This window comes from Aerococcus sp. 150760013-2, from assembly GCF_053627715.1.
The window spans coordinates 114,911-140,447 of record NZ_JBSEYI010000003.1 but is presented as its reverse complement, the minus strand read 5'-3'; the positions used below and the strand labels follow the sequence as shown (position 1 = coordinate 140,447).

Sequence of the window (25,537 nt, the reverse complement as noted above, 5' to 3'; positions counted from 1 at the left end):
ATAAAGACTCGAGAGTAAAAATCAATACTAAACACGAATATTTAGTTAATTTATTTTTCAATCGTTCGCAAAAACCTTTTATGTATAAATTCCGCTTATTCACGGGCAAAAAAAGCCTTTTACAGGTTGTTAAACTAATAAAATCATTTTTACTAGTGATAAGGATGATTATGGTGAGTAATTTGATGCACGTATGCTAGAATGAAGATAGCAAAAAGAGTCGCAGTTAATATAGGAGGTCAGCCATGGCTAAAGTAACGAATTTAACGTTACGTCACAAAACGTTGTATAAGTTATTTGTTCGCAATTTTACAAAGGAAGGGACTTTCAAATCAATTATTCCAGAGCTTCAACGTTTGAAAGATTTGGGCGTAGACATTATTTTACTGCAGTCTATCTTTCCAACTACTGACTTGAGGGTTGCCGATAATTTGGAAGGTAATCCAATGATTGTGAAAAATATCTCTGAGGTTTCCCAGCAGTATGGGAGCCTAGATGATTTTCAAGAATTAGTGGACAGTATCCATGAGATGGGTATGCAAGTGATGTTAAACCTACAATTATTCCATTTGGCAAAGGATTCGGAGTTAGTTAAAGAACATCCTGAATATTTCTTACATAATGAACAGGGCGAAATGATTTCTCGATTGGACATCTATGATAGTTCATACGATTTAGACTATACCAACCCTAAATTATGGGATTACATCATTGAAAATCTAAAATATTGGGCTAAATTTGTGGATGGCTTTGCGGCAAACCATGCCCAACTGGTTCGTCCTGAATTTTGGGCGTCAGCACGGGCTGAAGTGGAAGATGTTCATCCATATTTCTATTGGGTGGCTGCGACCATGCCTTTATCAATCCTAACGAAGTTACAACAAATGAATATGCCTTATTGGACAGAAGGGGAATTATATCCTAACTTTGACGTAGTTGATCAAATTCCAGGTTCCTTCTATAAAAATCGTTTTTATCATGGAGATTTGTCCTTGGAAGACTTTGTTGGTACCTTAAATTACCAAGAGTTGATGTTGCCAAATACATACGTAAGTATGCGTTCTTTAGAATTTGAGGAATTCCCACGCTTTGCAAAATGTGTTAAACCAGGTAGTGAACTAGAAAATTGGACAGCTTTTTCCTTTTTCCAAAAAGGGATAGCCAGCGTATTTATGGGACAGGAGTATGGATCAAAAGAACGATTTAACTTCCAAAGCGGTGAAACGATCAACTGGGCTATTAATCAAGATTTAACCCCGTTGATTAATCGTATGTCACAAATTAAGAAACGGGAAGTATGTAAGAGTGGCTATTATACGACTATGCCTGCTGGAGATTCAACAGTGGTACTTTCTTACCATTATTACACACAGCATTTGTTTGGTATTTTCAAATTGAAAGAAGAAGAACAAGTTGCTGAAATTGAATTGGGCATACCTGATGGAGAATATAAAGATGAAATTTCTAAAGCTAGTTATCAGGTTGTGAATGGTCGTGTAACGTTTGGGGATAAGCCAGTTGTCATTTCATATGAAGGTGATATGAGGCTGCCAGAATATTTTAAAAAAGATGGAGGAAATGCATAGATGTATAAATTAATTGCATTTGATATTGATGGGACTTTAGTAAATTCGAAAAAAGAGGTATCTCAAGCGACCAAAGAAGCGCTTCATAAATTGCATGATGCGGGTATCCATGTAGTTATCTCATCGGGTCGACCTTATAAAGGCGTACTATTAAATGCAGATTTAGTTGGCCGTGAAATCGTACCATTTGTTTCTTGTTTTAATGGTGGCTTAGTAAAAGAAGTAGCAACTGATCGTACCGTCTTTTCACATGCCTTAACCAACGATGAATTACAAAGTTGGGTTGACTTGGCTAAGGAATATGATTTAGATGTGCATGCCCATGACGATGAATATGTGCTTGTTCAAGATGAACCAAAAGACCAATACGTAGAAGTTGAATCTACTTTAAATGAAATGCCAATCAGAACGGTCGATTTCTATGATGGTGAAATTACGGCACCAAAAGTCATGATTACGGCTGAACCTGGGAAGTTAGACGCCTTTATCGCAACATTGGACCCTGAATTGTACGAAAAATACTCGATTATGAAATCTGAGCCATTCTTCTTAGAAATTATGCCAAAAGGCGTTGATAAAGGAGAAGCTTTAGCTAAGTTAGCAGAAAGTTTAGGGATTGATCAAAGTGAAACAATGGCCTTTGGTGACCAAGCGAATGATTTATCCATGATTAAATGGGCTGGTTGTGGTGTGGCTATGGGTAACGCAATTGACGACTTGAAGGACAATTCGCAATACGTTACAGCAAGCAATGATGATGAAGGGATTGCAAAAGCATTAGAAAAACTGGTGTTCGTCGCAGAATAAAATTTTGCGTGACCAGTAAGTTCTAACGCCTATAAATAGTGATTTTAGAGATTTTTTGTTATACTGTTAGTATGACAAGCTGTCAGCTTTAAATGAGAAATTGAACAGATTTTAAGGAGTGAAATGAATGTTTGACAACACGGATATTTTAGCAACAAACGCTATTCGTGCTTTAAGCACAGATATGGTGGATAAGGCGAATTCTGGACACCCAGGTTTACCTTTAGGTGCTGCACCAATGGCATATGCCCTATGGTCAAAACACCTACGTCAAAACCCACAACACAGTAAGTGGACTAACCGCGACCGATTTGTATTATCGGCTGGACATGGTTCTGCAATGCTTTATAGCTTACTTCACTTATCAGGATTTGATGTATCTTTAGAAGATACGAAAAACTTCCGTCAATTCGGTTCGAAAACCCCTGGACATCCAGAGGTACACGAAACTGACGGTGTAGAAGCAACAACAGGTCCATTAGGTCAAGGTTTTGCTAATGCAGTAGGTATGGCAATGGCAGAAGCGCATGACGCTGCTGTTTACAATAAAGACGGTTTTAACGTTGTGGATCATTTTACTTACACCCTAGTTGGTGACGGTGACTTGATGGAAGGTGTGACGCAAGAAGCGGCATCTTTAGCTGGTCATTTAAAACTGAACAAATTAATCGCTTTATACGATTCAAACGACATTTCATTAGATGGTCCTACTTCTAAAGCCTTTACTGAAAATGTTGGTGATCGTTTCAAAGCTTACGGCTGGGAACACATTTTAGTGAAAGATGGTAACGACTTAGATGCCATTAACACTGCAATTGAACAAGCTAAAGCCAACACTGATCAACCAACATTGATTGAAATTAAAACAATTATTGGTTTCGGTGCTGAAAAACAAGGTACTTCTGGTGTTCATGGTGCGCCATTAGGTGCTGAAGGTTCTACTTTCGCTAAGAAAAAATTTGGTTGGGACTACGATGCATTCGATATTCCTCAAGAAGTTTACGACCGTTTCAATGAAGTTGTTGCGTCTCGTGGCCAGTCCGAAGAAGAAGCTTGGAACCAATTATTCGCTGACTATAAAGCAGCTTATCCAGAATTAGCAGCCCAATACGAGCGCGCTTATGCTGGTAAATTACCTGAAGGTTGGGAAGCAAATATTCCTGTATACGAAGTTGGCCAAGCAGCAGCTAGCCGTAAAACTTCTCAAGCAGCTATTCAAGAAATTGGTAAAGCTTTACCAGAATTCTGGGGTGGGTCAGCTGACTTATCTTCATCTAACAACACAATGAACGATGCAGACGAAGAATTCCAAGCAGGTTCATACCAAGGCCGTAACATTTGGTATGGTGTGCGTGAATTTGCAATGGCTGCAGCTATGAACGGTATTGCTTTACACGGTGGTTCTAAAACATACGCAAGTACATTCTTCGTATTCTCTGACTACTTACGTCCAGCAGTTCGTTTAGCGGCAATCTCTAAATTACCAGTGACTTATGTATTTACCCATGACTCAATTGGTGTTGGTGAAGATGGTCCAACACATGAACCAGTTGAACAATTAGCTTCATTCCGTGCAATGCACAACGTAAATGTTGTTCGTCCTGCAGACGGAAACGAAGTAGGTGTGGCTTGGAAATTAGCTTTAGAATCAGAAGAAACACCAACAATGTTAGTCTTATCTCGTCAAGACTTACCAGTTATTGAAGGGACTAAAGAAAACGCTGAAGAAGGCGTTCGTAAAGGTGCTTACGTAATTTCACCAGCTGCTGGCGAACAAGAAGGTATCTTAATCGCGACTGGTTCTGAAGTGAGCTTAGCGATTGAAGCGCAAACGCAATTAGCTGAAGAAGGCATCAACGTATCTGTTGTATCTATGCCGTCTCAAGAAATCTTCAATGCACAAGACGAAGCTTACAAAGAGTCTGTATTGCCAAAAGCAATCACTAAACGTGTAGCTGTTGAAATGGGTTCTTCATTCGGATGGGCTAAATACACTGGCTTAAACGGTGCAATCGTTGGTATCGACCGTTTTGGTGCTTCAGGTAAAGGTGCCGTAATTCAAGAAGAATACGGCTTTACAGCTGAAAATGTTGCCAATACTTATAAAGGTTTAGCTGACTAATTCGTCAGCTACCACCTTTGTCACTACGTCAGTCATGAATTAGCCAACAGGAGGCTTTTGAAAAAATGAAATTTTTCTTAGATACTGCAAACATTGATGAAATTAAACGAATTAATGACTTGGGTTTAGTTGACGGTGTAACCACTAACCCATCTCTAGTAGCTAAAGAAGGACGCGATTTTGAAGAAGTAATCAAAGACATCGCTGGTACAATTGATGGTCCAGTTTCTGCTGAGGTTACTGGTTTAACCTACGAAGAAATGGTTGAAGAAGCACATGCAATCGCTAAATGGGCTGACAACGTTGTTGTTAAAATTCCAATGACTGAAGCTGGTTTAAAGGCTGTAAACACACTTTCTAAAGAAGGCATTAAAACAAATGTCACATTAATCTTCTCTGTTTCTCAAGGATTAATGGCGGCTAAAGCTGGTGCAACTTACATTTCACCATTTATCGGTCGTATCGATGACTTAGGTCAAGACGGCTTGAAATTAATTGCTGAATTACGTGAAGTATTAGATATCTACGGTTACGAAGCTGAAATTATTGCGGCATCTATCCGTCACATTGCCCACTTTGAAGGTTCTGCTTTAGCGGGCGCTCACATTGGTACTATTCCAGGTAGCCTATTCCCTAAATTATGGGGTCACGTCTTAACTGACAAAGGTATCGAAGGCTTTACAGCTGACTGGGAAGCTTACCAAAACCGCGACAAATAATTTATTATCAAAAGATCAACATCAATTGAAGGAAGGGCGATTGTGATGGATGAGGTTAGACGTATCTTTCAAACCTACGAACCACGCCCTCTCGACGTTGAAAAAGCATATGCCGTCTTAATCCCTCTAGCCAAATTGGACGGGGAATGGCATATTTTATTCGAACACAGGGCAAACGGCATTTCCCAAGCTGGGGATGCCGCTTTTCCTGGTGGTCGGGTAGAAGCGGGCGAAGGGTTTGAGCAAGCCGCGGTCCGTGAAACGACGGAGGAGTTGGGGCTAAGCCCTGATAAGATCGACGTGGTTGGTGAAATGGATTATATTGTCATGGGCAAACGAATTATCGGTTGTTATGTGGGTGAATTAGCCATTGAAAGTTTGGATGATTTGACCCTCAACAAGTATGAAGTGGACCATGTTTTTACCATCCCTTTGCATGAGTTGAAGACCATGGCGCCTGACGTCCATTATGTAGTCCACCACCAGCAAGTGGCGGATGATTTCCCCTTTAACCTAATTCCAGGTGGGAAACAATATAATTTTAGTCGATCTGAACAACGGGAAATTCTTTTTTACAATATTCAAGGGGAACATTTATGGGGAATGACTGCTAAATTAACTGCCCGTTTCGTGGATATACTGAAGGGTAAACATCTTTCATTTGATCAGGATGATAAGGAAGGCTAGCTCAATGTTAGCCTTTTATTGTTGGGCGGATTCGTGGTATGATAACGCCACATATATTATAAATTTAGATATCGAGGTTTATTATGGATCATCAAAAAGAACGGACCGCCAGATTAACTGTGATTAGTTTGATGTTGGCGATTTTAATTATTCAAACTTTTGTTCCTGGAATAGGCTATATCCCGATTGGACCAGTCCAGGCAACAATTATTCATGTAACAGTTATTATCGGTGCTAGTTTATTTGGGCCACAAACAGGACTTATCCTCGGTGCTTCTTGGGGTATTTTGCGGATGATCAAGGCAGCAATTGTGCCCGATATCATGTCAGTAGTTTTCTTAAACCCCTTAGTATCTGTTATGCCTCGGATGCTAGTTGGCTTTATTTCAGGATGGATTGCTGTATACCTTGATGGTAAGGTGAAAGATAGAACAAAATTTATCATTACAGGTGTTATCGGCTCTATAGTGAATACAGTTACTGTTTTAGGTGCGATTTACCTATTTTCAGCAGAAGCTTATGCGAATGCGCTAAATATCCCAACATCTGCTTTAATTGCTACATTCTTAGTTACCATTGGTGGTAATGGGTTATTAGAAGCTGTCACTTCAGGGATTATAACGCCTATTCTATCCTTACCTTTAAGTAAATCACTTAAAAGGTCCGGAATGAATGATTAAATGGAGGTCAGATTTATGACACAAGTAACTTGTAAACGAACTAAGGCAGTACAATCACATCGAATTATGCCTAATCAAACCAATTTTTATAAGAATTTATATGGTGGCCAAATATTATATATCATGGATAATGTGGCTTCTGTATCTGCAGGTCGTTTGACGCCATATGGTACAATGACTGCTAATATGGACGATATTCATTTCATAGCGCCTTTGCCAGAAGGCGATATTGCCCATGTTGAAACCTATGTAACGGGAGCAGGTAAACGTTCGATGGAAATTTTTGCGAAGGTCATTGGTGAGAAACATACCGGTGAGCGTTATCTAGCTGCAACGGCCTTTCTAACCTATGTAGTCTTGAAAGACTATGTAGACCCTGACTATCATTTACCGGAAGTTATTGCACATACAGATGAAGAAGTCTACTTATGTAACGGTTATGAAGGCCGAAAATCAGGTCACGCCCAAAAACGAATCTTAACGAAAGAATTGGTTAGTCATTTAACAGTTGACTTGCTTGATTAATGAAACAAGTTTTTTCTCTTGGGAAAAAGACTAGAGATATTGACTTTTACTAGCTAATCAAGCAAAATATAAGCTGTAAGCTAAGCGAATAAACAAACGATTTGTAGACGAGTAATGTTGTTAAGGATTAAGCGAGATATGATCAGGTGTAAGCATATCCCCACTGACTACATGAACCTACTACATGTAAAAAATTGCCTTGAAAAAGGCACGGTGGCGCCGTTATCGTCTTTGAGAGAGTTGGAGACCTTTTGTATCTCTGACTAAAAAAGGTGGCACCGCGAGCATTTCGTCCTTTATGGATGGGATGCTCTTTTTGGTTGAAGGAATATTTTTTTAAAAGGAGTATGAAAATGGCAAAGCAAGAAGCAACAGAAAATTTACAACAAACAGATTTTTCAAAATGGTATTTACAAGCAATTCAACAGGGTGATTTGATGGATTACGGTCCTGCCCGTGGGACAATGATTTTTAAACCAGATGGCTTTTTATTATGGGAATCATATAAAGATGCCTTCAATGAAATGTTGAAGAAGGAAGGTATTCGTAACGCCTATTTCCCAATGTTAATTCCAAAACACTTCTTTGAAAAAGAGGCTGACCACGTAGAAGGTTTCGCGCCTGAATTACCATGGGTAACTGAAGCAGGTGAAGAAAAATTAGAAGAGCCATTGGCATTACGTCCAACTTCTGAAACTTTATTCGGAAACGCTATGTCTGACTGGATCAATTCATACCGTGACCTACCAATGGAATTAAACCAATGGGCTAATGTCTTCCGTTGGGAAAAACGGACATTACCATTTATCCGTACATCAGAATTCTTATGGCAAGAAGGTCACACAGCGCATGCAACTGAAGAAGAAGCACGCGAACGTACGATGAAAATGTTGCACTACTATACTGACTTAGTAAAAGAAGTATTTGCAATGCCAGTTTATGAGGGACAAAAAACACCATCAGAACGCTTTGCTGGTGCGGTAGATACCTTCTCGATTGAAGCGATGACAAAAGATACAAAAGCAATTCAAGCGGGAACTTCTCACTATTTAGGTCAAAACTTTGCAGAAGCTTTTGATATTAAATTCTTGAATGAAGACAACCAGCATACATACGTACATACAACATCTTGGGGTTCATCAACCCGTTTAATCGGTGCCATGATCATGATCCACGGTGATGAAAAAGGGTTAGTTTTACCACCTCGTGTTGCCGGTACACAAGTATCGCTAATCCCTGTTGGGAACATCAAGAAAAATCCACAAGTACTTGAGAAATTACAAGAAATCAAAGCAACATTATTAGAGGCTGGATTACGTGTAAGTCTTGATGACTCAAATAACTCACCAGGTTACAAATACAACGAGTCTGAAGTACATGGTGTGCCATTGCGTATTGAATTTGGTCCGCGTGATATGGAAAATAATCAAGTCATGATTAAAATGCGTGATGTTGATGGTAAAGAAGCCTTCTCATTAGACGGAGACTTACTTGCTGAAATCAACACACGCTTTGATGACATGCACCAACGTCTTTACGATAAAGCGATAGCTTTCCGTGCTGAGAATGAACATTTTGACATTGATACAATGGATCAATTAACCGCTCACCTTGAAGCTTGTGAAGAAAATGGCGAACGTCCAGGTTGGATTTTAGCTGGTTGGGATGGTACTGATGAATCAGAAGCAGCCATCAAAGAAGCCACAGGATTTACTTCACGTAATATCCCATTCAACCCACCAGTAGAAAAAACGGTTGACCTATATTCTGGTAAACCTGCTAAATACACTGTGTGGTATGCACGTGCTTATTAATAACTACCATAACGAGACAGGATAACCATCTTGTCTCGTTTTATATGAGAACCAGGCATAGAATTAACATACTCTTAAAATATAAAACATCATTCATTCACAATAAGTGGGAAATTGTCACAGTATTATCATATTTTCTTGGTAAAATTCATATGCATGGGATGAGAACCATAGAATATTAAAAATGAATAAGGAGTAATGCATGTCGAAAAGCAGAAAAAAATCTAGTATTAAACCGCTAGTGCCCTTCTTCGTTCTAGGAGTGGCTTTAATAGCAGTATTAATTGCTATATTTAAATATAATGATGAGGATAAAGGAGAAGCAGATGAATCTTTGACGGCTACTGTGGATGATTCAAGTGCAGTAGAATCTGCCAACAATATCGCTTTATCTCTAAGTGATGAAGAAGTTTACAATATTGATTTGATGCAGGCCAATGGTGTAGCCATGATTGACCCAATTTCTTATGACTCAATGGCTGATGTCATTGAAGATACAATGGTCGAATTTGGTGTAGATGAAAGTCAAATTTCATTAGAATTCATCAATTACCAAACAGGTGAAAGTTACACGGTTAATGAAAATAACTTTCAAACAGCCGCTTCTACTATCAAATTACCATTGTCAGTTATTTATGTAGATGCGATTGATGAAGGTACCATTGATTGGGATACAGAAGTGACTTATACATATGCTGATTATGAGGAGGGTGATGGAACTATTACCGCAGCAGTTGCTAGCGGCACAGGTCAAGCAGCCTATACTATCGAAGATTTAATCGCTAACGCCTTGATGTATTCAGATAATACAGCAACGAATATGTTGATTAGATACTATAATGAACTTTACGGATCAGAAACATATAAAACAAGCATTGCTAGTAGTGTGGATGTCGCAATTGATGAGGCATTCTATAGCGACAACGTTGCTTCTGCTGAACTGCTATCAGCTTACTATGATTTATTAGCAACGGATGGTGCCTATCAACCACTTGTGGATTATCTATTGGACGCATCACCAGACCGTTTATTTACAACATACGTGAACAGCAGCTTGATGGCGAATAAATATGGTAACTACGGCACTGCCTTAAATGATGGTGGTATCTATTACGAAAATGATCAAGCGCAATATAGCTTAGTTGTCCTAACAGATGGCTTATCTGATGGAACGAGCTTCTTGGAAAACTTAAACTTGCGTGTAAATCAATACTACCGGGCAAATTACACATAGATTATCGGGCTATCTTGTAGAGCAAGAATAGTTGACTTAGATAGCTTAACAATAAATAAAAGATAGTTTCAATTCAGCTATACTGAATTGAAACTATCTTTTTTATTAGCCAATTATTTTGGCATTACCAAGATGCGGCCTTTTTTAAAGGGACGTAAAAGTACTGGCTGGCCGTAGAAATCATGCAGTCTATCAGGGTCTAACATCAAGGGCCGATCACCTTTGGCAAAAATTTCCCCATCTTTTAATAAACAAATTTTTTGATAAAGTGGGATAATTTCCTCAGTATGGTGAGTCACCATTAATTGGGTGACTTCTGGTTTTTCTTTGGCCAATTTGTCCAGCATGGCTAAGAGACTTTCGCGGGCAAATAAATCTAGTCCACTAGTTGGTTCATCTAAGATTAATAATTCAGGTTGGGTCATTAAGGCCCGTAAGATCAAAACGGTTTGTCGTTCACCTTGAGATAGGGTTGCCATTCTGCGGTTCCTAAATGCGGCGAAATTAAAGGTGTCTAAGAGGTCTTCAGCTTCTTGGATTAAAGAATCCGTTACTTTTTGATAAAGGCCTAGACTGGCAAATTTACCCGAAATAATGGTGTCTAATACAGTTAAGTGGCTTGGGCTTTCTTGGTTGATCCAAGCAGAAACTATACCGATTCGTCTTTGTAGGTCAGGGATTGAGGATACGCCAAATAACTGGTCAAGGACCTTCACCTGACCGCTAGAGGGAAAATGATAGCCGGTTAGAATGTTGATGATGGACGACTTACCAGACCCATTCAAACCAAGTAGGGCCCAGTGTTGCCCCTGGTTGATGGTCCATTGGATGTTTTTTAATATGGCCTTATCTTGGCGGTTGAAGCAGACATTGTCGAGTTCGATGATGGTTTTTTCTGTGGTTGATGTCATGGGCGTATCCTTTCTAAATGTAGTAGAATATTCTATTAAATTAAACTTATCATACCAAGTAAGAAAGTCAATATGGCGAATCACAGATATATAAATGAGAAAACAATTAAAAATACCCATTGACAAGTTAAAGAGTTCTCAGTATACTTTCGTTATTGAATCATTAAAAAAGACGAGAGGAGTTTCACTCATTATGAAAGCGTTCAAAGCAGCGAATTTTAATATTGTAGTCATTATCGTGACGTAGGACTGGAATTAACTACTGTTAATTTGAGTCCTATTCGATGTTGAGTGGGACTTGGCATCCCACATACTGTTTGTGGGATGCCTTTTTTATTGCTTTCAATACCAAGGAAATGAAATTTTAAAGAAATGGGGTGCTCATGTGGAGAGAACGAAGAAGACCAGTATAGGAACGGAATTGCTCGTCAATGCCTTGCGAAATCAAGGTGCAGAGATTATTTTTGGCTATCCTGGTGGTGCAGCTTTACATATATATGATGAATTTTTCCGCCAGAATGTCAATCACGTCTTAGCTCGTCATGAACAAGGTGCTGGTCACATGGCCGATGGTTACGCCCGTGTGGCTGGCCAAGTGGGTGTAGCGGTGACAACTAGTGGACCGGGAGCGACAAATATTGTCACTGCGGTGGCGACAGCGCAGATGGATTCGGTGCCTCTAGTCGTCATTTCGGGCCAGGTTACGACATCTGGTATTGGGAAAGACGCCTTTCAGGAAACCGACGTTGTCTCTTTAATGACGCCAATCACGAAATATGCCTATCAAGTTGAAGATGCTAAAGATATTCCACGTATCATCAAAGAAGCTTTCTACTTAGCGAATTCCGGCCGTAAAGGACCTGTCTTAGTGGATATTCCGAAAGATATCGGCGTGCAGGAAGTAGCTTTAGAAGATATTGATGATAGCTTCTATTTACCAGGTTACAACATGGATCATGAGGTAGACTTGGGAGCGGTTGCTGCGATTAAGGAAGCTTTGCTTCAAGCTGAAAAACCTTTGTTGTTAGTAGGGAACGGTGTGGTGAAATCTGAAGCCCACCAAGAACTACGCGACTTTGCTCATCAGTACAATATCCCGGTGACCCATACCCTACTAGGGATTGGCTTACTTGCTAGTGATGACCCCCTAAACTTAGGGCTAGCAGGGATGCACGGAACGTATGCAGCCAATATGGCCTTGATGGAGACAGATTGTCTCTTAAATATTGGTAGCCGTTTCGACGACCGGGTGGCTTCTAATCCTGACAATTTTGCGCCGGATGCCAAGATTATCCATGTGGATATTGATCTAGCGGAGATTGGCAAGATTATGGAACCAGATATTGCCTTACTGGCAGATGCTAAAACGGCTTTGGGGGCCCTTTTACAAGGAGCTATCGCAGGCTGGTCTGATAAGACGGACTGGTTGGCTCACCAAGCGGCTCACCAAGCCTTACATCCTACTCGGGTGCCTGAGATGACAGACGCGATTCGACCACAAGCGGTACTGGATTACTTAGGTAAGGCGACGGACGGTCAAGCATATATCGTGACCGACGTTGGCCAACACCAAATGTGGGCTGCTCAGTATTATCCTTACCAATTCCCTGGCCAAAACTTAACGTCAGGTGGACTGGGTACTATGGGATATGGGGTGCCGGCAACGATTGGGGCGGCATTTGCGGCGGATGAGAAACATCCTGTTGTAGGGATCATCGGTGACGGAGGATTCCAAATGACCAACCAGGAATTGAATATCATCCAACATTATGGCATTCAACCGAAATTTATTATTTTAAATAATACGGTGCTTGGGATGGTGCATCAGTGGCAACATGCTTTCTATTCAGACCGTTATTCACATTCTGAATTTGGATCGAGCTTGCCAGACTTCGTGAAGTTGTCGGAAGCTTTAGGCGTGAAGGCGGCTAAGGTAACGGCCCCAGCGGATATGCAGGCGGCGGTAGATGAGATGTTGGCTTATGACGGGGCTTATGTATTAGAAGTCTTGATTGATAAGTACGAACGGGTTACCCCGATGGTGCCATCTGGTAAGGCAAATAATGAAATGGAGGGCTTGTCATGATCTTTCAATTTATCAGATTAAAAGTAGTGAATAGGCCTGGTGTTTTAAACCGGGTGACACAAGTTGTCCTTAAACCGCGTTATAACATTGACACTTTAACCCTAGCAGGGACGGACGATCCGGCGATTTCCTATATTACGATAGGGATTAATTTCCAAGATTTGGAAGCGGCGACTCTTTTGACCAGACAATTATTGAAGCAAGTGGATGTGGTGAGTGCAACACTGTTAGACCCATCTGAGCTTGGCTAGGATAGCTATTTTTCAAAGAATTGATACAAGAACACTCGACAGAACATATATGGAGGCAAAAAATATGGCAAAAGTATACTACGAAAAAGATATGACCAGTAATGCATTATCAGGTAAACAAATCGCTGTAGTCGGCTATGGTTCACAAGGGCATGCGCATGCGCAAAACTTACGAGATAATGGCCAAAATGTCATTATCGGTATCCGTGAAGGTAGCTCTGCAAACCGTGCGCGTAACGATGGATTTGATGTATATTCAGTTGCCGAAGCGACGAAAAAAGCGGATATCATCATGATTTTATTACCAGATGAAATTCAAAAAGATACTTACGCCAATGAAATTGCGCCGAACTTAGAAGCAGGAAATGCTTTAGCCTTCGCCCATGGTTTCAACATCCACTTCAAAAACATCCAACCAGATCCTTCAATTGATGTGTTCATGGTTGCGCCTAAGGGACCCGGACACTTGGTACGCCGTGAATTTACGAAAGGTTCAGCGGTGCCGTCATTATTTGCAGTATATCAAGATGCAACAGGTAATGCGCGCGACTTAGCCATGTCTTGGGCTGATGGTATCGGGGCAACTCGTGTAGGAATCATCGAAACAGACTTCCGTGAAGAAACTGAATCTGACTTATTCGGTGAACAAACTGTATTAATGGGTGGGACCACGCATTTAATTCAAGCAGGTTTTGAAACTTTAGTTGAAGCTGGTTACCAACCAGAAATTGCTTACTTTGAAGTAATGCATGAATTGAAATTAATCGTAGACCTATTGTATGAAGGTGGTATGGACCACATGCGTAAATCATGTTCAAATACTGCTGAATATGGGGACTACGTATCAGGACCGCGTTTAATTACACCGGATGTGAAAGAACGTATGAAGGATGTTTTAAATGATATCCAAGATGGTTCATTCGCTAAACGTTTCACAGATGATTACGATAACGGCTTTAAAGACTTCTATACAATGCGTGAAAAAGAGCAAGGGCACCAAATTGAAGAAGTTGGTGGTCGCTTACGCGAAATGATGCCGTTCGTTAAAGAGAATGCTGTAGACACAAACAACTAAAGCTATACAAAAAGGGTCAAAACGAAAGAGGGATACTACATGGTCAAAAGCGTCAATAAGGAGAAGGTATTGAGTGCCTACAAAAAATTACAGTCGGTCGTCAAGCAGACACCTTTACAATACGATCAATATTTATCTGAGAAGTATAAGGCCAACATTTATTTGAAACGTGAGGACTTACAAGTTGTACGTTCATTTAAATTAAGAGGTGCCTACTATTCAATTAGTGAACTCAGTGAAGATGATTTAGCTAAAGGTGTTATCTGTGCCTCAGCCGGCAACCACGCCCAAGGGGTAGCCTTTGCATGTAACGAAAAGCAAGTAATGGCGACGATTTATATGCCGAATACGACACCCGCTCAAAAAATTAACCAAGTAAAATATTTTGGTGGCGACTATGTGAATATTGTCATTGAAGGAGATACCTTCGATGAGTGTAGCCAAGCTGCGCACGAATATGGTGCTGAAAACCAGATGACCTTTATTGAACCTTACGATGATGAAAATGTCATCGCTGGGCAAGGGTCACTAGCAGTTGAAATCCACCAAAGCCTAACTGCCGACGGGGAAACTGCAGACTATGTCTTAGTGCCTATCGGAGGGGGTGGATTGATTTCTGGTGTTTCTGCATATGTCCGTGAAGCCATGCCTGAAACCAAAATTGTTGGCGTTGAACCAGCCGGTGCAGCGTCCATGAAACTAGCCCTTGACCAAGGTCAGCCGACAGCACTTGCGAAAGTGAACAAATTCGCAGATGGTACAGCGGTTGGTAAGGTAGGGGACATCACCTTCCAATACGCGAAAGACAATATCGACCGTATTGAAATAGTCGAAGAAGGTAAGATTGCGGGGACTATTATTGACTTGTACACCAAGCAAGCCATCGTAGCCGAACCTTCAGGTGCCTTGACCGTATCTGCCCTAGATAATATGGCCGAAGACCTTGTTGGCAAAACAGTTGTCTGCATCATTTCTGGTGGTAATAACGACATCAACCGCATGGCGGAAATTGAGGAGAAAGCTTTGATCTATTCTGGAACCAAACAATACTTTGTAGTGAATTTCCCGCAAAGACCAGGCGCATTAAGAGAATTTGTAACGGACGTTTTAGGCCCCGACGATGATATCGCTAAGTTTGAATATACCAAGAAAATTTCCCGGTCAAATGGACCAGCCCTTGTTGGGATCCTATTGGGTGACTACGAAACCCTACCCGGTTTATTAGACCGGTTGAAGAATTTTGATGCCAATTACATTTCGGTATCTGAAAATCCGACATTATATGAATTTTTAGTCTAATGACGCACTAGGTCACAAATGATAGAGAAATCCTATAATAGCAACGTTGAAAACGTTTCATAAAAAGGCTTTCATTTTTATTTGAACCATGCTATAATGTTTTTGAGGCAATCTAGACCTCTAATAGATTGCATCATCCTTTCATTTTTGTTTTTTCCTTTTTCACCCTCAAAGCGATGAGGGTGTTTTTTATTGTTAAAATGTGACAGAAGACAATCGGACTCAGAGTTTTAAAGGTAGCCAATGAAAAAAATATATGTCAAATGAACTTGCACGTTATCTAGGTATAAAAATGTAAGTAATGTTCTATGCTGCTCGTGTCAACCGAATTTATCATTTTTTAAAATATTAAGAAAACGTTTTCTGAATATGTTGACAACGTTTTCAATTCGAGGTGCTATTGCAATTAGATAAAGAACAAGTACTCTGTATACTGGATTAGTTACGGCTCGGCCGGCAAGACCAGGCATCAAAGTTATCGCAAATTAGTCTTGGGACTAATAGCTATACTTTTATGCTCTGGTCTTTTTTGTATAGTCAGTTAGGTTTTATAAAAGAAGAGGAGTAGAGAAAATGGCGAAATACACACAATTAGCAGAAGACATTGTCGATAAAGTCGGAGGCAGGGAAAATGTTAAGGAAGTTAGACATTGTGTGACGCGTTTGCGTTTCTATTTAAAAGACGAAAGCAAAGCCAATACAGAGTATTTGAAGAAACGTGATGGTGTGGTAACAGTCATGCAAGCTGGTGGATAATACCAAGTAGTCATTGGGAACCACGTACCAGAGGTATATGAAGAAGTCTTGAAAGTTGTTAACTTTGCTACTGGTGGTGAAGTAGACGCAGATGACCTAGGAAACGGTACCTTCGACCGTTCACGTAAAGACTCATTCTTCTGGTACCGTGACGTCATTCAATCAAATGGTGCTAATATTTTAGCTTAATTTAATAGAAAGATGGGTATCACCGATTTGCTAGGTGATACCCATCTTTTTGATATTTAGCCTTTATTTATCTATATTTGTTGAATCTTCAGTTTTTGTTTCTTGTTCATGGGCTTGTTTTTTCTTGGCGTCGCGAACGGCTTGCGGTGTCACATCAGTACCCTCAGGATCGATTACCCGCGTGTTTAAAATAATGTCGTTGAAGGCTGAACGGAATTGTTTCAAGTAAACTTGGCGCAACTCTTTTTGTTCAACTAGTTCTTCTTCAGTGATCGTGCCAGCTTTTTTCTTAGCAGCTAGCTCGTTAATGCGTTTTAATAATTGATCAGAATCCATTGATTATCATTCCTTTTTTTGTATTAGCCAACAGCGGTAGCGTACCATCCTTTCGCTGCTTGTAACTCAGGCATAGATAAGGAATGGCCATAGTTTTCCCAATGAAGGGTAACTGGGCTACCAGCTGATTCTAGGCTGGTTTTAAGTTCTTCACTTTCGCTTGGTGCACAGATTGGGTCGTTGGTACCAGCACCAATAAAGACAGGTGTATGGGTCAAGTTCGGCATCGTTTCATCTCTAAATGGCACCATAGGGTGGAGTAAGATCGCGCCCTTAAAAGGGTTGTCAAATAGGTATAAAATACCGCCAGCAATATTTGCGCCATTTGAATAACCAATTGGCACTACTTTAGTTGGATCGAACCCTTTTTCCGTTGCCAAGGCTCCTATGAAATTATACAGGTCTTTGGCATGGTATTTCAAGTTTTCGATGTCTAAGTTGCCTTCACCGTGGCGTTTGAAGAAACGATTCATGGGTCCTTCAGGCTCGTTACCGCGCAATGATAGGATGTTGGCATTGGGATCGATAAATTGGGCAATGTCTAGTAGGTCGTGCTCAGTTCCGCCTGTACCGTGTAAAAGTAGTAGGGTGTTGGCTTCAGCTTGGTTTTCTGCTGCTTGATAAATATATTCGTAACTCATAGATGAACTCCTTTTTAGAAATCTAGGGGTGTCAAGTTGGCTTTAATTTGGTCGATAATCGCTTCATGTTTGGCTGGGTAGAATAATTGGCTACCAAGTTCTTCAAACGTCTCGTTCCAAGTAAAACCTGGGCCAGCAGTCGCCAATTCAATCAAAATCCCACCGCGCTCGCGGAAGTATAAGGATTTGAAATAGTCACGGTTCTTGATATCGCTAGTGTGGTAACCACGTTGTTTGGCCACTTCTAGCCAATAGTTTAAGGCCTCTTCGTCCGCCACTTCAAAGGCGATGTGGTGAACTGTACCGATAGCCATTTTACCAAAAGAATCAGCAGTTTTTCGTATATCTAGCCATTCCTTCCGTTCACCAGGTGCTTGTAGACGAATATATTGGCTGTCCTCGCCCACCTTATGCCAACCGAAAACTTGGTCGAACAATTCAACCGTATGGTCAGGGCGGTGACTATATAAAACCGCACCAGCAAAACCTTGAATAGCTGTTTCAGGCGTAATGTCGTCGACTGCGTAAGTATTGGCCTTACCCCAATCCTTTTCAACCAGCTCAATATTTAAATTATGGAAATCTTTGACGAGAATTGTTTCATTGTCAAAACGGCTACCGCGGGCAAATTGAATGCCTTTGGCTTCCAAGCGGTTAGCCCAGAAATCTAAACTGCCAGCTGGAATAGCAAAAGAAGTGGTCGCCACTTGACCGTCACCCAATTGACCAAGGTGGTTATTTTCCCAAGGGAAGAAGGTAATGATGGTCCCGCCGTCAGCTTCATTGTTACCGAAATATAAATGGTAAGTGTAAGGGTCGTCATAATTTAGGGTTTTCTTGACTAAACGAAGACCCAGGATGTCACGGTAAAATTTAAAAACTTGGTTAGGGGCTCCAACAATAGCAGTGATATGGTGCAATTTTTCAATGATTTCAGTCACAGGAAATCCTCCTTAAAAGTAGGGTTTTGTGTTATCAATGGAAAAATAAAACATCATTTTTAGGTTGGTATTTCTAATTCGAATTAATTTACAAATTGAGTATATCATCCTTTCGAATTCGAATCAAGTAAGGAATAGGTCATTTATATGATAACTTCAAGAATATAGGCAAATAATAAGTTTGTATTGCTTAACAATAAATCTTTTCTTTGAGTTTCATAAGCGTATGTTCAAACAGATAAAAAAATTCTCAAACCATACACTTTATTATATATATTAGTTTCTTGTGAAGATTATGTAAAATTGCAATATTTAATAAAATTATCAAATTTATTTGTTAAAATAGCCTTGTAACAATGTGAAGAAGATAAATTTCGCAAACACAGGAGGAATAGAATGAGCAACTCGTACGAAAGTTCGGCGACGATGGATGCAACTGATAAGCGCCCATTTGGCTTCCGTGATATTATTGGTTACTTTTTTGGAGACTTTGGTTGTAATCTAAGTTATTCTGTTGTAACTTACTACCTTACAATTTTCTATGTATCTTACATTGGAATTGAAGCGACACACTTTGCTGCCTTAATGATTCTGACACGTGTATTTGATGCTGTGAATGATCCATTGGTTGGCTATTTCTCTGACCGGATTAAACCTTATAAAGGTAACCGGTATAAACCATTCATTTTAGTTGGGGGTCCATTATTAGCCATCATTTCAGCCTTTATGTACTTTGATACCTCATCAATGGGCTACGGTGTGCAGTTAGCTGTCTGTGCCATTTCTTATGTGGCTTGGGACTTTGCTTATACTTTAGTAAATATCCCTTATGGTACTTTAAACTCAGTAGTAACTGACTCATCTGAAGGTCGTACAAAACTTTCTACAGCACGTTCAATTGGTGCTGGGGTTGCCAAATTACCAGTGGCGATTATTCCATTAATCGTATATCAAGATAAAGTAGTCGACGGACAAGTCGTATCACAATTCCAAGGACAATTAATGTTCCCAGTAATGTTAGGTTTAGGGGTTGTCGCTTTAATCTCATTCTTCTTGTTATATTTAAATGTAGAAGAACGTGTACAGCCAGATATTGAAAAAATCAAAAACCAACCGTCAATCTTCAAAACGTTCAAAACATTATTCTCAAACCGTGCCTTAATCGCCCAAATTATTGCCGGTACAGCACAAACAATCTTCATCTACTCAGCATCACAATTACACCAAATGACATTACAAGTTAAATACAACGACGGATCGCTATTCTCATGGTTCACCCTTATTGAAATCGCACCTTTAGCGATTGGGGTATTAATGATTACGCCACTTGTACGTAAGTTTGGTAAACGCCAAGTCATCATCGCACCTTTACTTGGTACCTTGGTAATCTACGGAACAATGTTATTATTCCCAGTGGAAAATGTTTATCTTTGGATTGGTTTGATGGCAGTCGCGAATATGTTTACATTCGGTTTCCAATTACTATCATGGGCAATGATTTCAGATGCAATTGACTACAACGAATGGAAACAAGGCTTCCGTTCAGACGGATCGTTATATTCTTCATATATCTTTTGTCGTAAAATCGGTACAGCATTCTCATCTGCAGCCGTACCATTATTAATTGCATTCTCAGCACCTTCATTAGAGTTGAATATTGCAACAACTTGGACCGCATCAAATGTGAGTGCAATCTACAACATGTCAATCCTGTTCCCATTATTTGGATTTGGTTTGGTATTTATTGCTTACTTATTAGTATTCAACATCTCAAAAGAAGACTACCACAAAATGCAAAAAGACCTAGGTCATACAATTGACAATGGTTAAGCCTTAAATACAAATAAAAATGAAAACAATTGACGGTCAAATAGGGTAAAACCTATAAGAACGTCAATTGTTTTTACATTTAAAAGGTAGAATTTGATATACTAAGAAAAAGGATGTGAGACAGGGCGTTTAGACAGGAGACGATGGAAGAATAGTGCCGTATCACACAAAGTGTGAAACAAACTATTCTGAAGCGGACACCTGTCTGCCCTGGCGAGCTCAACTAAAAAGGGTGCGAGATCTGACGTCAGTGTGCGAGAATCGAACTCGACCAAGTGCGAAAAAAGGGTGCAAGTCTAAACGACTTTTCTCGCACCTCCAAATTTAAAAAGGTGGTTTTATGAAAACTTTAGCAATTGATACATCAACTCAAGCTCTTAGCGTCGCCCTACGTGATGGGGACCAGGTTGTGGCAGAAACGACCACCAATACCAAAATTAAACATTCAACCCAGTTGCTCCCTTTAATTGACAGTATGTTCAAACTAATCGGTTGGCAACCAATTGACCTTGAAGGCATTGTTGTTACAGAGGGACCGGGTTCTTATACAGGATTGCGGATTGGGGTAACAGCAGCCAAAACCATGGCCAACACTCTAAACATTCCCCTGTTTACCTTACCAACCTTGATGGCGTTAGCGGGCAACGTGCAAGCAACAAGTGGCCCAGCTTTAATCGTCCCATTCATCGATGCCAGAAGAAAGACGGCTTTTGCGACTGTTTACCTTAGAGAAGGCAACCGTTTTACGCCACTATTCACAACATCACACGGCCAATTTATCCAGTTTTTAGACCAGGTTGAGGCCTACTTAAAAGACAATCCGGACTTACAAAGCTTACCGCTGAATTTTGTCAGCCCTGATATTGAAGCCTTCCGCCAAGACATTGAATCCCAATTTGGCGACCGGGCAATCATTTTCCCAAATGAATTTGGTTTAATACATGCAGGACATTTAGGCGCGCTACCACTGAAACAAGTGGACGTCGAGACATTTATTCCGGATTACGCAAAATTATCAGAAGCTGAAGAAAACTGGGTCGCTCAAAATCCTGAGGAGGCTAAGGCAGATGAAGGCACGTACGTGGAGAGAACAAATTAAAGCATTTTTCAAAAATTTTAATCGACAGGTGTTATTTACCATGAAAAAATCTCTAGTAGCTGATTTAACATTAGACAAACAATCAATCGCCTTACCAGATGGACAATCTATCTTTTTTGTTGTGCAAGATACGACAGTGATTCATCAAATGGTTGACGTCGAATACCGTGCTTACCATCAAGTCGTTTCTTGGACAGCCCGCGACTTCCTGTATGATATGACCCAAAATCCTAACACCTATTACATCCAAGCCTTCTTAGGTGAAGAATTAGTAGGCTTTATTGGCTGTCGCCGTGACCGGACGGATGTCCATATTTCAAACTTCGTCGTCAATCCAGATTACCAATCAATCGGGATTGGGACCGCCTTACTGGACCGGGCCATCGACTGTGCCAAACAGCTCGACCGCAACGCTATGTCCCTTGAAGTCAGAGCCTCCAACCACGGTGCACAACGTTTTTATCAACGTTTTGGATTTTACGAAAGTGACACCAAAGAGAATTATTACTCTGATAATGACGAAGATGCTTTCGAAATGCGGTTAGCGCCCCTAATTAATGTAGAGCAAATCGAAATTGTCGAAGGGGTGTAACCCGTGCAAATCGACCATCTAGACTATCAATGGGCTAAAACTCAAGATTCTAAAGATTTAGGCAAAATGGCTACTGATCTCCACGCTAGCCTACACCAAGCCTTTTCAACGGATTTATCTTGGTCAGCAAAAGCCGTTGATGCAAGTCTCCATAACCCATACCATCATTTCTTTATTATGCGCGATCCAGCAAACTTAGAGATTGTTGGACTAGCGCATTTTCAATTGATTTTTGATGAGGTAGAGCTCTTCAATATTGCCATATTGCCTGATTATCGTAGACAAGGACTTAGCTACCGGTTGCTTGAAGAGGCTTTGCTTTATTTTGCCCAAAATAAAGGTAAAATAGTGACCCTTGAAGTCCGCAGCCGTAATCAAGCTGCGCGACAACTATACGAAAAACTAGCCTTCAAACAAATTGCTAGTCGTCCCAACTATTATCCTGTAGACTTAGACGACGCCATTATTTACCAACGAATTCTAGAAAACAATAATTAAATGATAACAACTAAGTGAAAGGAGCCATCTCGCTATGGCAACAATATTAGCAATCGAATCTTCTTGTGATGAAACATCCGCAGCCATCGTCCGAAACGGGACAGACATGCGGTCCAACGTTGTCGCAAGTCAAATTAAAAGTCATATGCGGTTTGGCGGTGTCGTGCCTGAAATCGCCAGCCGTCATCATGTAGAACAAATTACTCAAATCATCGACCTAGCTATGACTGAAGGTAAGGCGACCTGGGAAGATGTGGACGCTGTCGCAGTAACCCAAGGACCCGGCCTAGTCGGTTCATTATTAATTGGGGTTACGGCAGCAAAAGCTTTAGCATTTGCTCATCAAAAACCTTTAATCGGGGTTAATCATATGGCTGGTCATATATACGCCAATCAACTGATTTCACCAATGGTTTATCCATTGTTGGCATTAGTTGTATCCGGTGGTCATACTGAACTAGTTATTATGCGCGGAGAAAATGATTTTGAAACAATTGGAGATACGCGTGATGATGCTGTAGGAGAAGCTTACGATAAAATCGGCCGTGTCATCGGAGTGCCTTACCCAGGTGGGAAAATCATTGACCAGATGGCTCATGAAGGGGAAGGTGTTTATCAATATCCGCGAGCTATGAAGGGAGAAGATACATTAGATTTTTCTTTTTCAGGCTTAAAGTCTGCTGTAATCAACCATATGCATAATGCCAAACAAAAGAATGAAACGCTTGATATGAACAATGTAGCAGCTTCATTCCAAGCAGCAGCCCTTGATCAATTAGTGGGTCGGACAATTTCTGCCTTAAACCAATACCCAGAAATCAACCATTTACTAGTTGCAGGCGGTGTAGCAGCCAACAAAGGTTTACGTAGCCAATTAACCGCTGCAGTTGAAGGATTAGATCGTCCAGTCACCTTACAGTTCCCGCCATTAAGCCTTTGCGGTGACAATGCGGCGATGATAGGTGCTGCAGCAGAGTCTTTATACCAAACACAGCAATTTGCTTCTTTAGCTTTAGATGCTAAACCAGGTATGAGCTTATCATAGGTAGAATATTTTGAAGCGAGGTAAGTTTTCTTTATAATAGAAGACAATTTATAATCGAGTGAGAAAGAGAAAGTGGTGGGGCAATGTTTAATAGAAGAAAAATGAATGCGCAAGATAAACATGGAGACCGAAATCGCCTAGAACAACTTTCTGCTAGGCAACGACGAAAAGAGCGGTTTAAAGAACAACCAGATCGGATTCGTGATAATCCTAGGGATACTTTCGTTGACATTATTATCTTTCTTTTGATTATTGCTGTAATAACAGGATTAGTCTTTTTATACTGGGCCTTTAGTCTTTAGGAAGCGGCTATATTTCTTCTAAGATGATTAAATGAAAGGCACAGAAATGTGCTTTTTTTTGTAAAAACCTTGTAGGGAAGGCGATAAAAAGGGCTTATATTACAAATGTGAAACATTTCACTTGTAAATCACCCTAGCTAGCAATTACAATTTAACCATGCCTAGCTTTACTTGCATCCGGTTTATACTAGGTGTGTCGTTTGTTGTTGGGATGCACAAAAAAGGTTAGCCAGGTCCATCTGCTAACCGCGAATACTTTTTGTCTCAGCTCTCTAAGCGTGCACTTAGGGAGCTTTTTAATTTAGGTGATTATTTGCTTAAGTGCTGTTTCATCAATAAACTGGCACTAGCCAACTGTGCAATGATACAGATGATAAGGATAACCGCTAAAGAAATGTCGTTAAACTGATTTTCTATTAAAATCGCTACATAACTCCAAGTGAATACTAATGGAAAGGCAATGTCTTTATATCTAAAGGCGATGTAACCCATTAATAGACTAGCTACCACTAGCATGATATTGGTCCAAGATAACTCGGAAAGTCCAATGAAAGAATCAATATCAGCACCGATAAACCAGGTGAATATATTGACAATTGTTGCAACAGTTACCCAAGCAAAGTAAATAGAGAATGGTAAACGATCAAGCCAGTATCGGCTATTTATATCCGATAATCTTATATAAATGGTGACTAAGTTGATGAGTAATAAAGCAATAATGATTGTAGAAACAAGCAACCATTCTTGGGTAAATGCAATAATCCAAAAACCGTTCAGTAAGAAATTGATAACAGGCAGAAAACTTAATCTATCTACTACTTGTTGCGCTTGTTGTCGATTAAAGAATAAGCGAATGATCCAAATAAAAGTGAATATGTATATGATTCCCCAAATGGAGAAAGCGTAGCCGGCAGGTTGAATGAGTGCAGGGTCTTGATTTGCGACAATCCCAACATTAGTAGCAGACCAGTAATTTAGAAAAATCATTACAGCAAATGCGATGAGATAAATTACGGGCCATTGGGTATATTTTTTCATGAATATCTTCCTTTCAATTTAGTTTCTATAGTAATGTTGCAACAATTGATGATGAGGAGGGTTTTATACCATCATCCAACATGACTTCATCGGCAGTAATTTTTTATGAGGAGAGTATAATCGCTACACCGGCACCTGGAGGGCTACTTGACCCAGCAAAGTATAAATTGTTGCCCTTTTTTTTGCTTTAAAGATAGCCTAAAGTGATTACTTTGCCCCAAAGAAGATCCTAAGCCAAAAGTCGCTCCATGGTATACATTAAATTTACTTTTGAAATCTTCTGGTGTGTAGCGTGTTTTCCTTCAATTATAATTTCTGAAACGTCTGAAGATATCATCATCCTTTTTGGATTGGGGCATCTTACCAACTGGTTAATCATTTTTCTCGTGGATATCTACTTAATGGCTTGCATGTCCTAATCGGCTAGCGGATATATCGTCTATATCTGCCCCAACTACGATTACATGTTTTGTC

The 25,537-nt window shown here is 40.2% G+C and carries 24 protein-coding genes and 1 pseudogene; 20 read left to right on the top strand and 5 right to left on the bottom strand.

The annotated features are described in order from the left end of the window. Positions 1–245 precede the first annotated feature (245 nt). The 9 genes from ACUW85_RS02635 to ACUW85_RS02595 all read left to right on the top strand — a co-directional run bounded on the left by ACUW85_RS02635 (position 246) and on the right by ACUW85_RS02595 (position 10,174). On the top strand, positions 246–1,586 hold the full coding sequence (locus ACUW85_RS02635) for an alpha-amylase family glycosyl hydrolase (protein ID WP_048729813.1): 1,341 nt from the start codon (positions 246–248) through the stop codon (positions 1,584–1,586). Continuing rightward, the gene (locus tag ACUW85_RS02630; RefSeq protein ID WP_048729816.1) at positions 1,587–2,393 is read left to right on the top strand and encodes a Cof-type HAD-IIB family hydrolase; all 807 of its coding nucleotides are present in this window, start codon (positions 1,587–1,589) and stop codon (positions 2,391–2,393) included. It begins immediately after the preceding gene. A gap of 127 nt (positions 2,394–2,520) precedes the next feature. Then, positions 2,521–4,515 (top strand): transketolase, encoded by a 1,995-nt coding sequence (gene tkt, locus ACUW85_RS02625; RefSeq protein WP_048729818.1) that lies wholly within the window; start codon positions 2,521–2,523, stop codon positions 4,513–4,515. Between the two features lie 65 nt (positions 4,516–4,580). Continuing rightward, positions 4,581–5,234 carry a fructose-6-phosphate aldolase gene (gene fsa / locus ACUW85_RS02620; RefSeq protein ID WP_048729820.1) on the top strand — a complete coding sequence of 218 codons (654 nt, stop codon included), beginning with the start codon at positions 4,581–4,583 and terminating at the stop codon, positions 5,232–5,234. 45 nt (positions 5,235–5,279) lie between these two features. Next, positions 5,280–5,921 (top strand): NUDIX hydrolase, encoded by a 642-nt coding sequence (locus tag ACUW85_RS02615; RefSeq protein ID WP_149314941.1) that lies wholly within the window; start codon positions 5,280–5,282, stop codon positions 5,919–5,921. Positions 5,922–6,004: 83 nt separating this feature from the next. Next, entirely contained in the window at positions 6,005–6,601 is a 597-nt protein-coding gene (locus ACUW85_RS02610; protein ID WP_016897275.1) for an ECF transporter S component, read from the top strand. Between the two features lie 15 nt (positions 6,602–6,616). Next, positions 6,617–7,126: an acyl-CoA thioesterase gene (locus tag ACUW85_RS02605; protein WP_149314942.1), complete on the top strand. Its 510-nt coding sequence runs from the start codon at positions 6,617–6,619 to the stop codon at positions 7,124–7,126. A 353-nt stretch (positions 7,127–7,479) separates the two neighbouring features. Beyond that, positions 7,480–8,940 (top strand): proline--tRNA ligase, encoded by a 1,461-nt coding sequence (gene proS / locus ACUW85_RS02600; RefSeq protein WP_149314943.1) that lies wholly within the window; start codon positions 7,480–7,482, stop codon positions 8,938–8,940. 202 nt (positions 8,941–9,142) lie between these two features. Beyond that, positions 9,143–10,174 carry a serine hydrolase gene (locus ACUW85_RS02595; RefSeq protein ID WP_149314944.1) on the top strand — a complete coding sequence of 344 codons (1,032 nt, stop codon included), beginning with the start codon at positions 9,143–9,145 and terminating at the stop codon, positions 10,172–10,174. A gap of 113 nt (positions 10,175–10,287) precedes the next feature. On the opposite strand, the gene ACUW85_RS02590 is transcribed toward ACUW85_RS02595, so the two are convergent. Next, complete coding sequence (locus tag ACUW85_RS02590) at positions 10,288–11,085, bottom strand: ABC transporter ATP-binding protein (RefSeq protein ID WP_259345359.1); 798 nt, start codon at positions 11,083–11,085, stop codon at positions 10,288–10,290. A gap of 385 nt (positions 11,086–11,470) precedes the next feature. Here ACUW85_RS02590 and ilvB point away from each other — a divergent pair, with 385 nt between their 5' ends. The 5 genes and pseudogenes from ilvB to ACUW85_RS02565 form a co-directional block, all read left to right on the top strand. After that, positions 11,471–13,171, top strand: coding sequence for a biosynthetic-type acetolactate synthase large subunit (ilvB, locus tag ACUW85_RS02585; protein WP_165702999.1), 1,701 nt, complete (start codon positions 11,471–11,473; stop codon positions 13,169–13,171). Further along, positions 13,168–13,422: an ACT domain-containing protein gene (locus ACUW85_RS02580; protein WP_016898098.1), complete on the top strand. Its 255-nt coding sequence runs from the start codon at positions 13,168–13,170 to the stop codon at positions 13,420–13,422. Before ilvB ends, ACUW85_RS02580 begins: the two co-directional genes overlap by 4 nt. Before the next feature lie 64 nt (positions 13,423–13,486). Next, on the top strand, positions 13,487–14,497 hold the full coding sequence (gene ilvC / locus ACUW85_RS02575; protein WP_149314945.1) for a ketol-acid reductoisomerase: 1,011 nt from the start codon (positions 13,487–13,489) through the stop codon (positions 14,495–14,497). Positions 14,498–14,536: 39 nt separating this feature from the next. Then, positions 14,537–15,796: a threonine ammonia-lyase IlvA gene (gene ilvA, locus ACUW85_RS02570; RefSeq protein ID WP_182023184.1), complete on the top strand. Its 1,260-nt coding sequence runs from the start codon at positions 14,537–14,539 to the stop codon at positions 15,794–15,796. 573 nt (positions 15,797–16,369) lie between these two features. Then, positions 16,370–16,648, top strand: a pseudogene (locus ACUW85_RS02565) (PTS transporter subunit EIIB); the annotation flags it as partial. A gap of 156 nt (positions 16,649–16,804) precedes the next feature. On the opposite strand, the gene ACUW85_RS02560 reads toward ACUW85_RS02565, so the two are convergent. The 3 genes from ACUW85_RS02560 to ACUW85_RS02550 are packed head-to-tail and all read right to left on the bottom strand — an operon-like array spanning position 16,805 to position 18,659. Beyond that, entirely contained in the window at positions 16,805–17,077 is a 273-nt protein-coding gene (locus ACUW85_RS02560) for a DUF896 domain-containing protein (protein ID WP_016898092.1), read from the bottom strand. 23 nt (positions 17,078–17,100) lie between these two features. Next, entirely contained in the window at positions 17,101–17,718 is a 618-nt protein-coding gene (locus ACUW85_RS02555) for an alpha/beta hydrolase (RefSeq protein ID WP_149314947.1), read from the bottom strand. 14 nt (positions 17,719–17,732) lie between these two features. Then, entirely contained in the window at positions 17,733–18,659 is a 927-nt protein-coding gene (locus ACUW85_RS02550) for a VOC family protein (protein ID WP_149314948.1), read from the bottom strand. Positions 18,660–19,055: 396 nt separating this feature from the next. On the opposite strand from ACUW85_RS02550, the gene ACUW85_RS02545 reads away from it, so the two are divergent. The 6 genes from ACUW85_RS02545 (at position 19,056) to ACUW85_RS02520 (ending at position 24,025) form a co-directional block, all read left to right on the top strand. After that, a complete protein-coding gene (locus ACUW85_RS02545) occupies positions 19,056–20,489 on the top strand; it encodes an MFS transporter (RefSeq protein WP_149314949.1) in 1,434 nt (477 codons plus the stop codon). A 340-nt stretch (positions 20,490–20,829) separates the two neighbouring features. Then, positions 20,830–21,588 (top strand): tRNA (adenosine(37)-N6)-threonylcarbamoyltransferase complex dimerization subunit type 1 TsaB, encoded by a 759-nt coding sequence (tsaB, locus tag ACUW85_RS02540; protein WP_182023185.1) that lies wholly within the window; start codon positions 20,830–20,832, stop codon positions 21,586–21,588. After that, positions 21,557–22,180 carry a ribosomal protein S18-alanine N-acetyltransferase gene (rimI, locus tag ACUW85_RS02535; protein WP_149314951.1) on the top strand — a complete coding sequence of 208 codons (624 nt, stop codon included), beginning with the start codon at positions 21,557–21,559 and terminating at the stop codon, positions 22,178–22,180. The genes tsaB and rimI (ACUW85_RS02535) overlap by 32 nt, the downstream gene beginning before the upstream one ends. Before the next feature lie 3 nt (positions 22,181–22,183). Continuing rightward, entirely contained in the window at positions 22,184–22,678 is a 495-nt protein-coding gene (rimI, locus tag ACUW85_RS02530; RefSeq protein WP_149314952.1) for a ribosomal protein S18-alanine N-acetyltransferase, read from the top strand. 34 nt (positions 22,679–22,712) lie between these two features. Next, on the top strand, positions 22,713–23,723 hold the full coding sequence (tsaD, locus tag ACUW85_RS02525) for a tRNA (adenosine(37)-N6)-threonylcarbamoyltransferase complex transferase subunit TsaD (RefSeq protein WP_149314953.1): 1,011 nt from the start codon (positions 22,713–22,715) through the stop codon (positions 23,721–23,723). A gap of 83 nt (positions 23,724–23,806) precedes the next feature. After that, the gene (locus tag ACUW85_RS02520; protein WP_048729869.1) at positions 23,807–24,025 is read left to right on the top strand and encodes a hypothetical protein; all 219 of its coding nucleotides are present in this window, start codon (positions 23,807–23,809) and stop codon (positions 24,023–24,025) included. A 309-nt stretch (positions 24,026–24,334) separates the two neighbouring features. Here the strand turns inward: ACUW85_RS02520 and ACUW85_RS02515 are convergent, their stop codons facing one another. Beyond that, entirely contained in the window at positions 24,335–25,063 is a 729-nt protein-coding gene (locus ACUW85_RS02515) for a tryptophan-rich sensory protein (RefSeq protein ID WP_149314954.1), read from the bottom strand. Positions 25,064–25,537 lie beyond the last annotated feature (474 nt).

Bases quoted from the DNA above. Each gene is read 5' to 3' on its own strand.
- proS (WP_149314943.1), top strand. From the start codon at position 7,480: ATGGCAAAGCAAGAAGCAACAGAAAATTTACAACAAACAGATTTTTCA.
- tsaD (WP_149314953.1), top strand. From the start codon at position 22,713: ATGGCAACAATATTAGCAATCGAATCTTCTTGTGATGAAACATCCGCA.
- ACUW85_RS02515 (WP_149314954.1), bottom strand. From the start codon at position 25,063: ATGAAAAAATATACCCAATGGCCCGTAATTTATCTCATCGCATTTGCT.
- ACUW85_RS02605 (WP_149314942.1), top strand. From the start codon at position 6,617: ATGACACAAGTAACTTGTAAACGAACTAAGGCAGTACAATCACATCGA.
- ACUW85_RS02615 (WP_149314941.1), top strand. From the start codon at position 5,280: ATGGATGAGGTTAGACGTATCTTTCAAACCTACGAACCACGCCCTCTC.
- ACUW85_RS02635 (WP_048729813.1), top strand. From the start codon at position 246: ATGGCTAAAGTAACGAATTTAACGTTACGTCACAAAACGTTGTATAAG.
- fsa (WP_048729820.1), top strand. From the start codon at position 4,581: ATGAAATTTTTCTTAGATACTGCAAACATTGATGAAATTAAACGAATT.
- ACUW85_RS02580 (WP_016898098.1), top strand. From the start codon at position 13,168: ATGATCTTTCAATTTATCAGATTAAAAGTAGTGAATAGGCCTGGTGTT.
- ACUW85_RS02610 (WP_016897275.1), top strand. From the start codon at position 6,005: ATGGATCATCAAAAAGAACGGACCGCCAGATTAACTGTGATTAGTTTG.
- ACUW85_RS02630 (WP_048729816.1), top strand. From the start codon at position 1,587: ATGTATAAATTAATTGCATTTGATATTGATGGGACTTTAGTAAATTCG.
- tkt (WP_048729818.1), top strand. From the start codon at position 2,521: ATGTTTGACAACACGGATATTTTAGCAACAAACGCTATTCGTGCTTTA.
- ilvA (WP_182023184.1), top strand. From the start codon at position 14,537: ATGGTCAAAAGCGTCAATAAGGAGAAGGTATTGAGTGCCTACAAAAAA.
- ACUW85_RS02555 (WP_149314947.1), bottom strand. From the start codon at position 17,718: ATGAGTTACGAATATATTTATCAAGCAGCAGAAAACCAAGCTGAAGCC.
- ACUW85_RS02545 (WP_149314949.1), top strand. From the start codon at position 19,056: ATGAGCAACTCGTACGAAAGTTCGGCGACGATGGATGCAACTGATAAG.
- rimI (WP_149314951.1), top strand. From the start codon at position 21,557: ATGAAGGCACGTACGTGGAGAGAACAAATTAAAGCATTTTTCAAAAAT.
- ACUW85_RS02590 (WP_259345359.1), bottom strand. From the start codon at position 11,085: ATGACATCAACCACAGAAAAAACCATCATCGAACTCGACAATGTCTGC.
- ACUW85_RS02560 (WP_016898092.1), bottom strand. From the start codon at position 17,077: ATGGATTCTGATCAATTATTAAAACGCATTAACGAGCTAGCTGCTAAG.
- ACUW85_RS02595 (WP_149314944.1), top strand. From the start codon at position 9,143: ATGTCGAAAAGCAGAAAAAAATCTAGTATTAAACCGCTAGTGCCCTTC.
- ACUW85_RS02520 (WP_048729869.1), top strand. From the start codon at position 23,807: ATGTTTAATAGAAGAAAAATGAATGCGCAAGATAAACATGGAGACCGA.
- tsaB (WP_182023185.1), top strand. From the start codon at position 20,830: ATGAAAACTTTAGCAATTGATACATCAACTCAAGCTCTTAGCGTCGCC.
- ilvC (WP_149314945.1), top strand. From the start codon at position 13,487: ATGGCAAAAGTATACTACGAAAAAGATATGACCAGTAATGCATTATCA.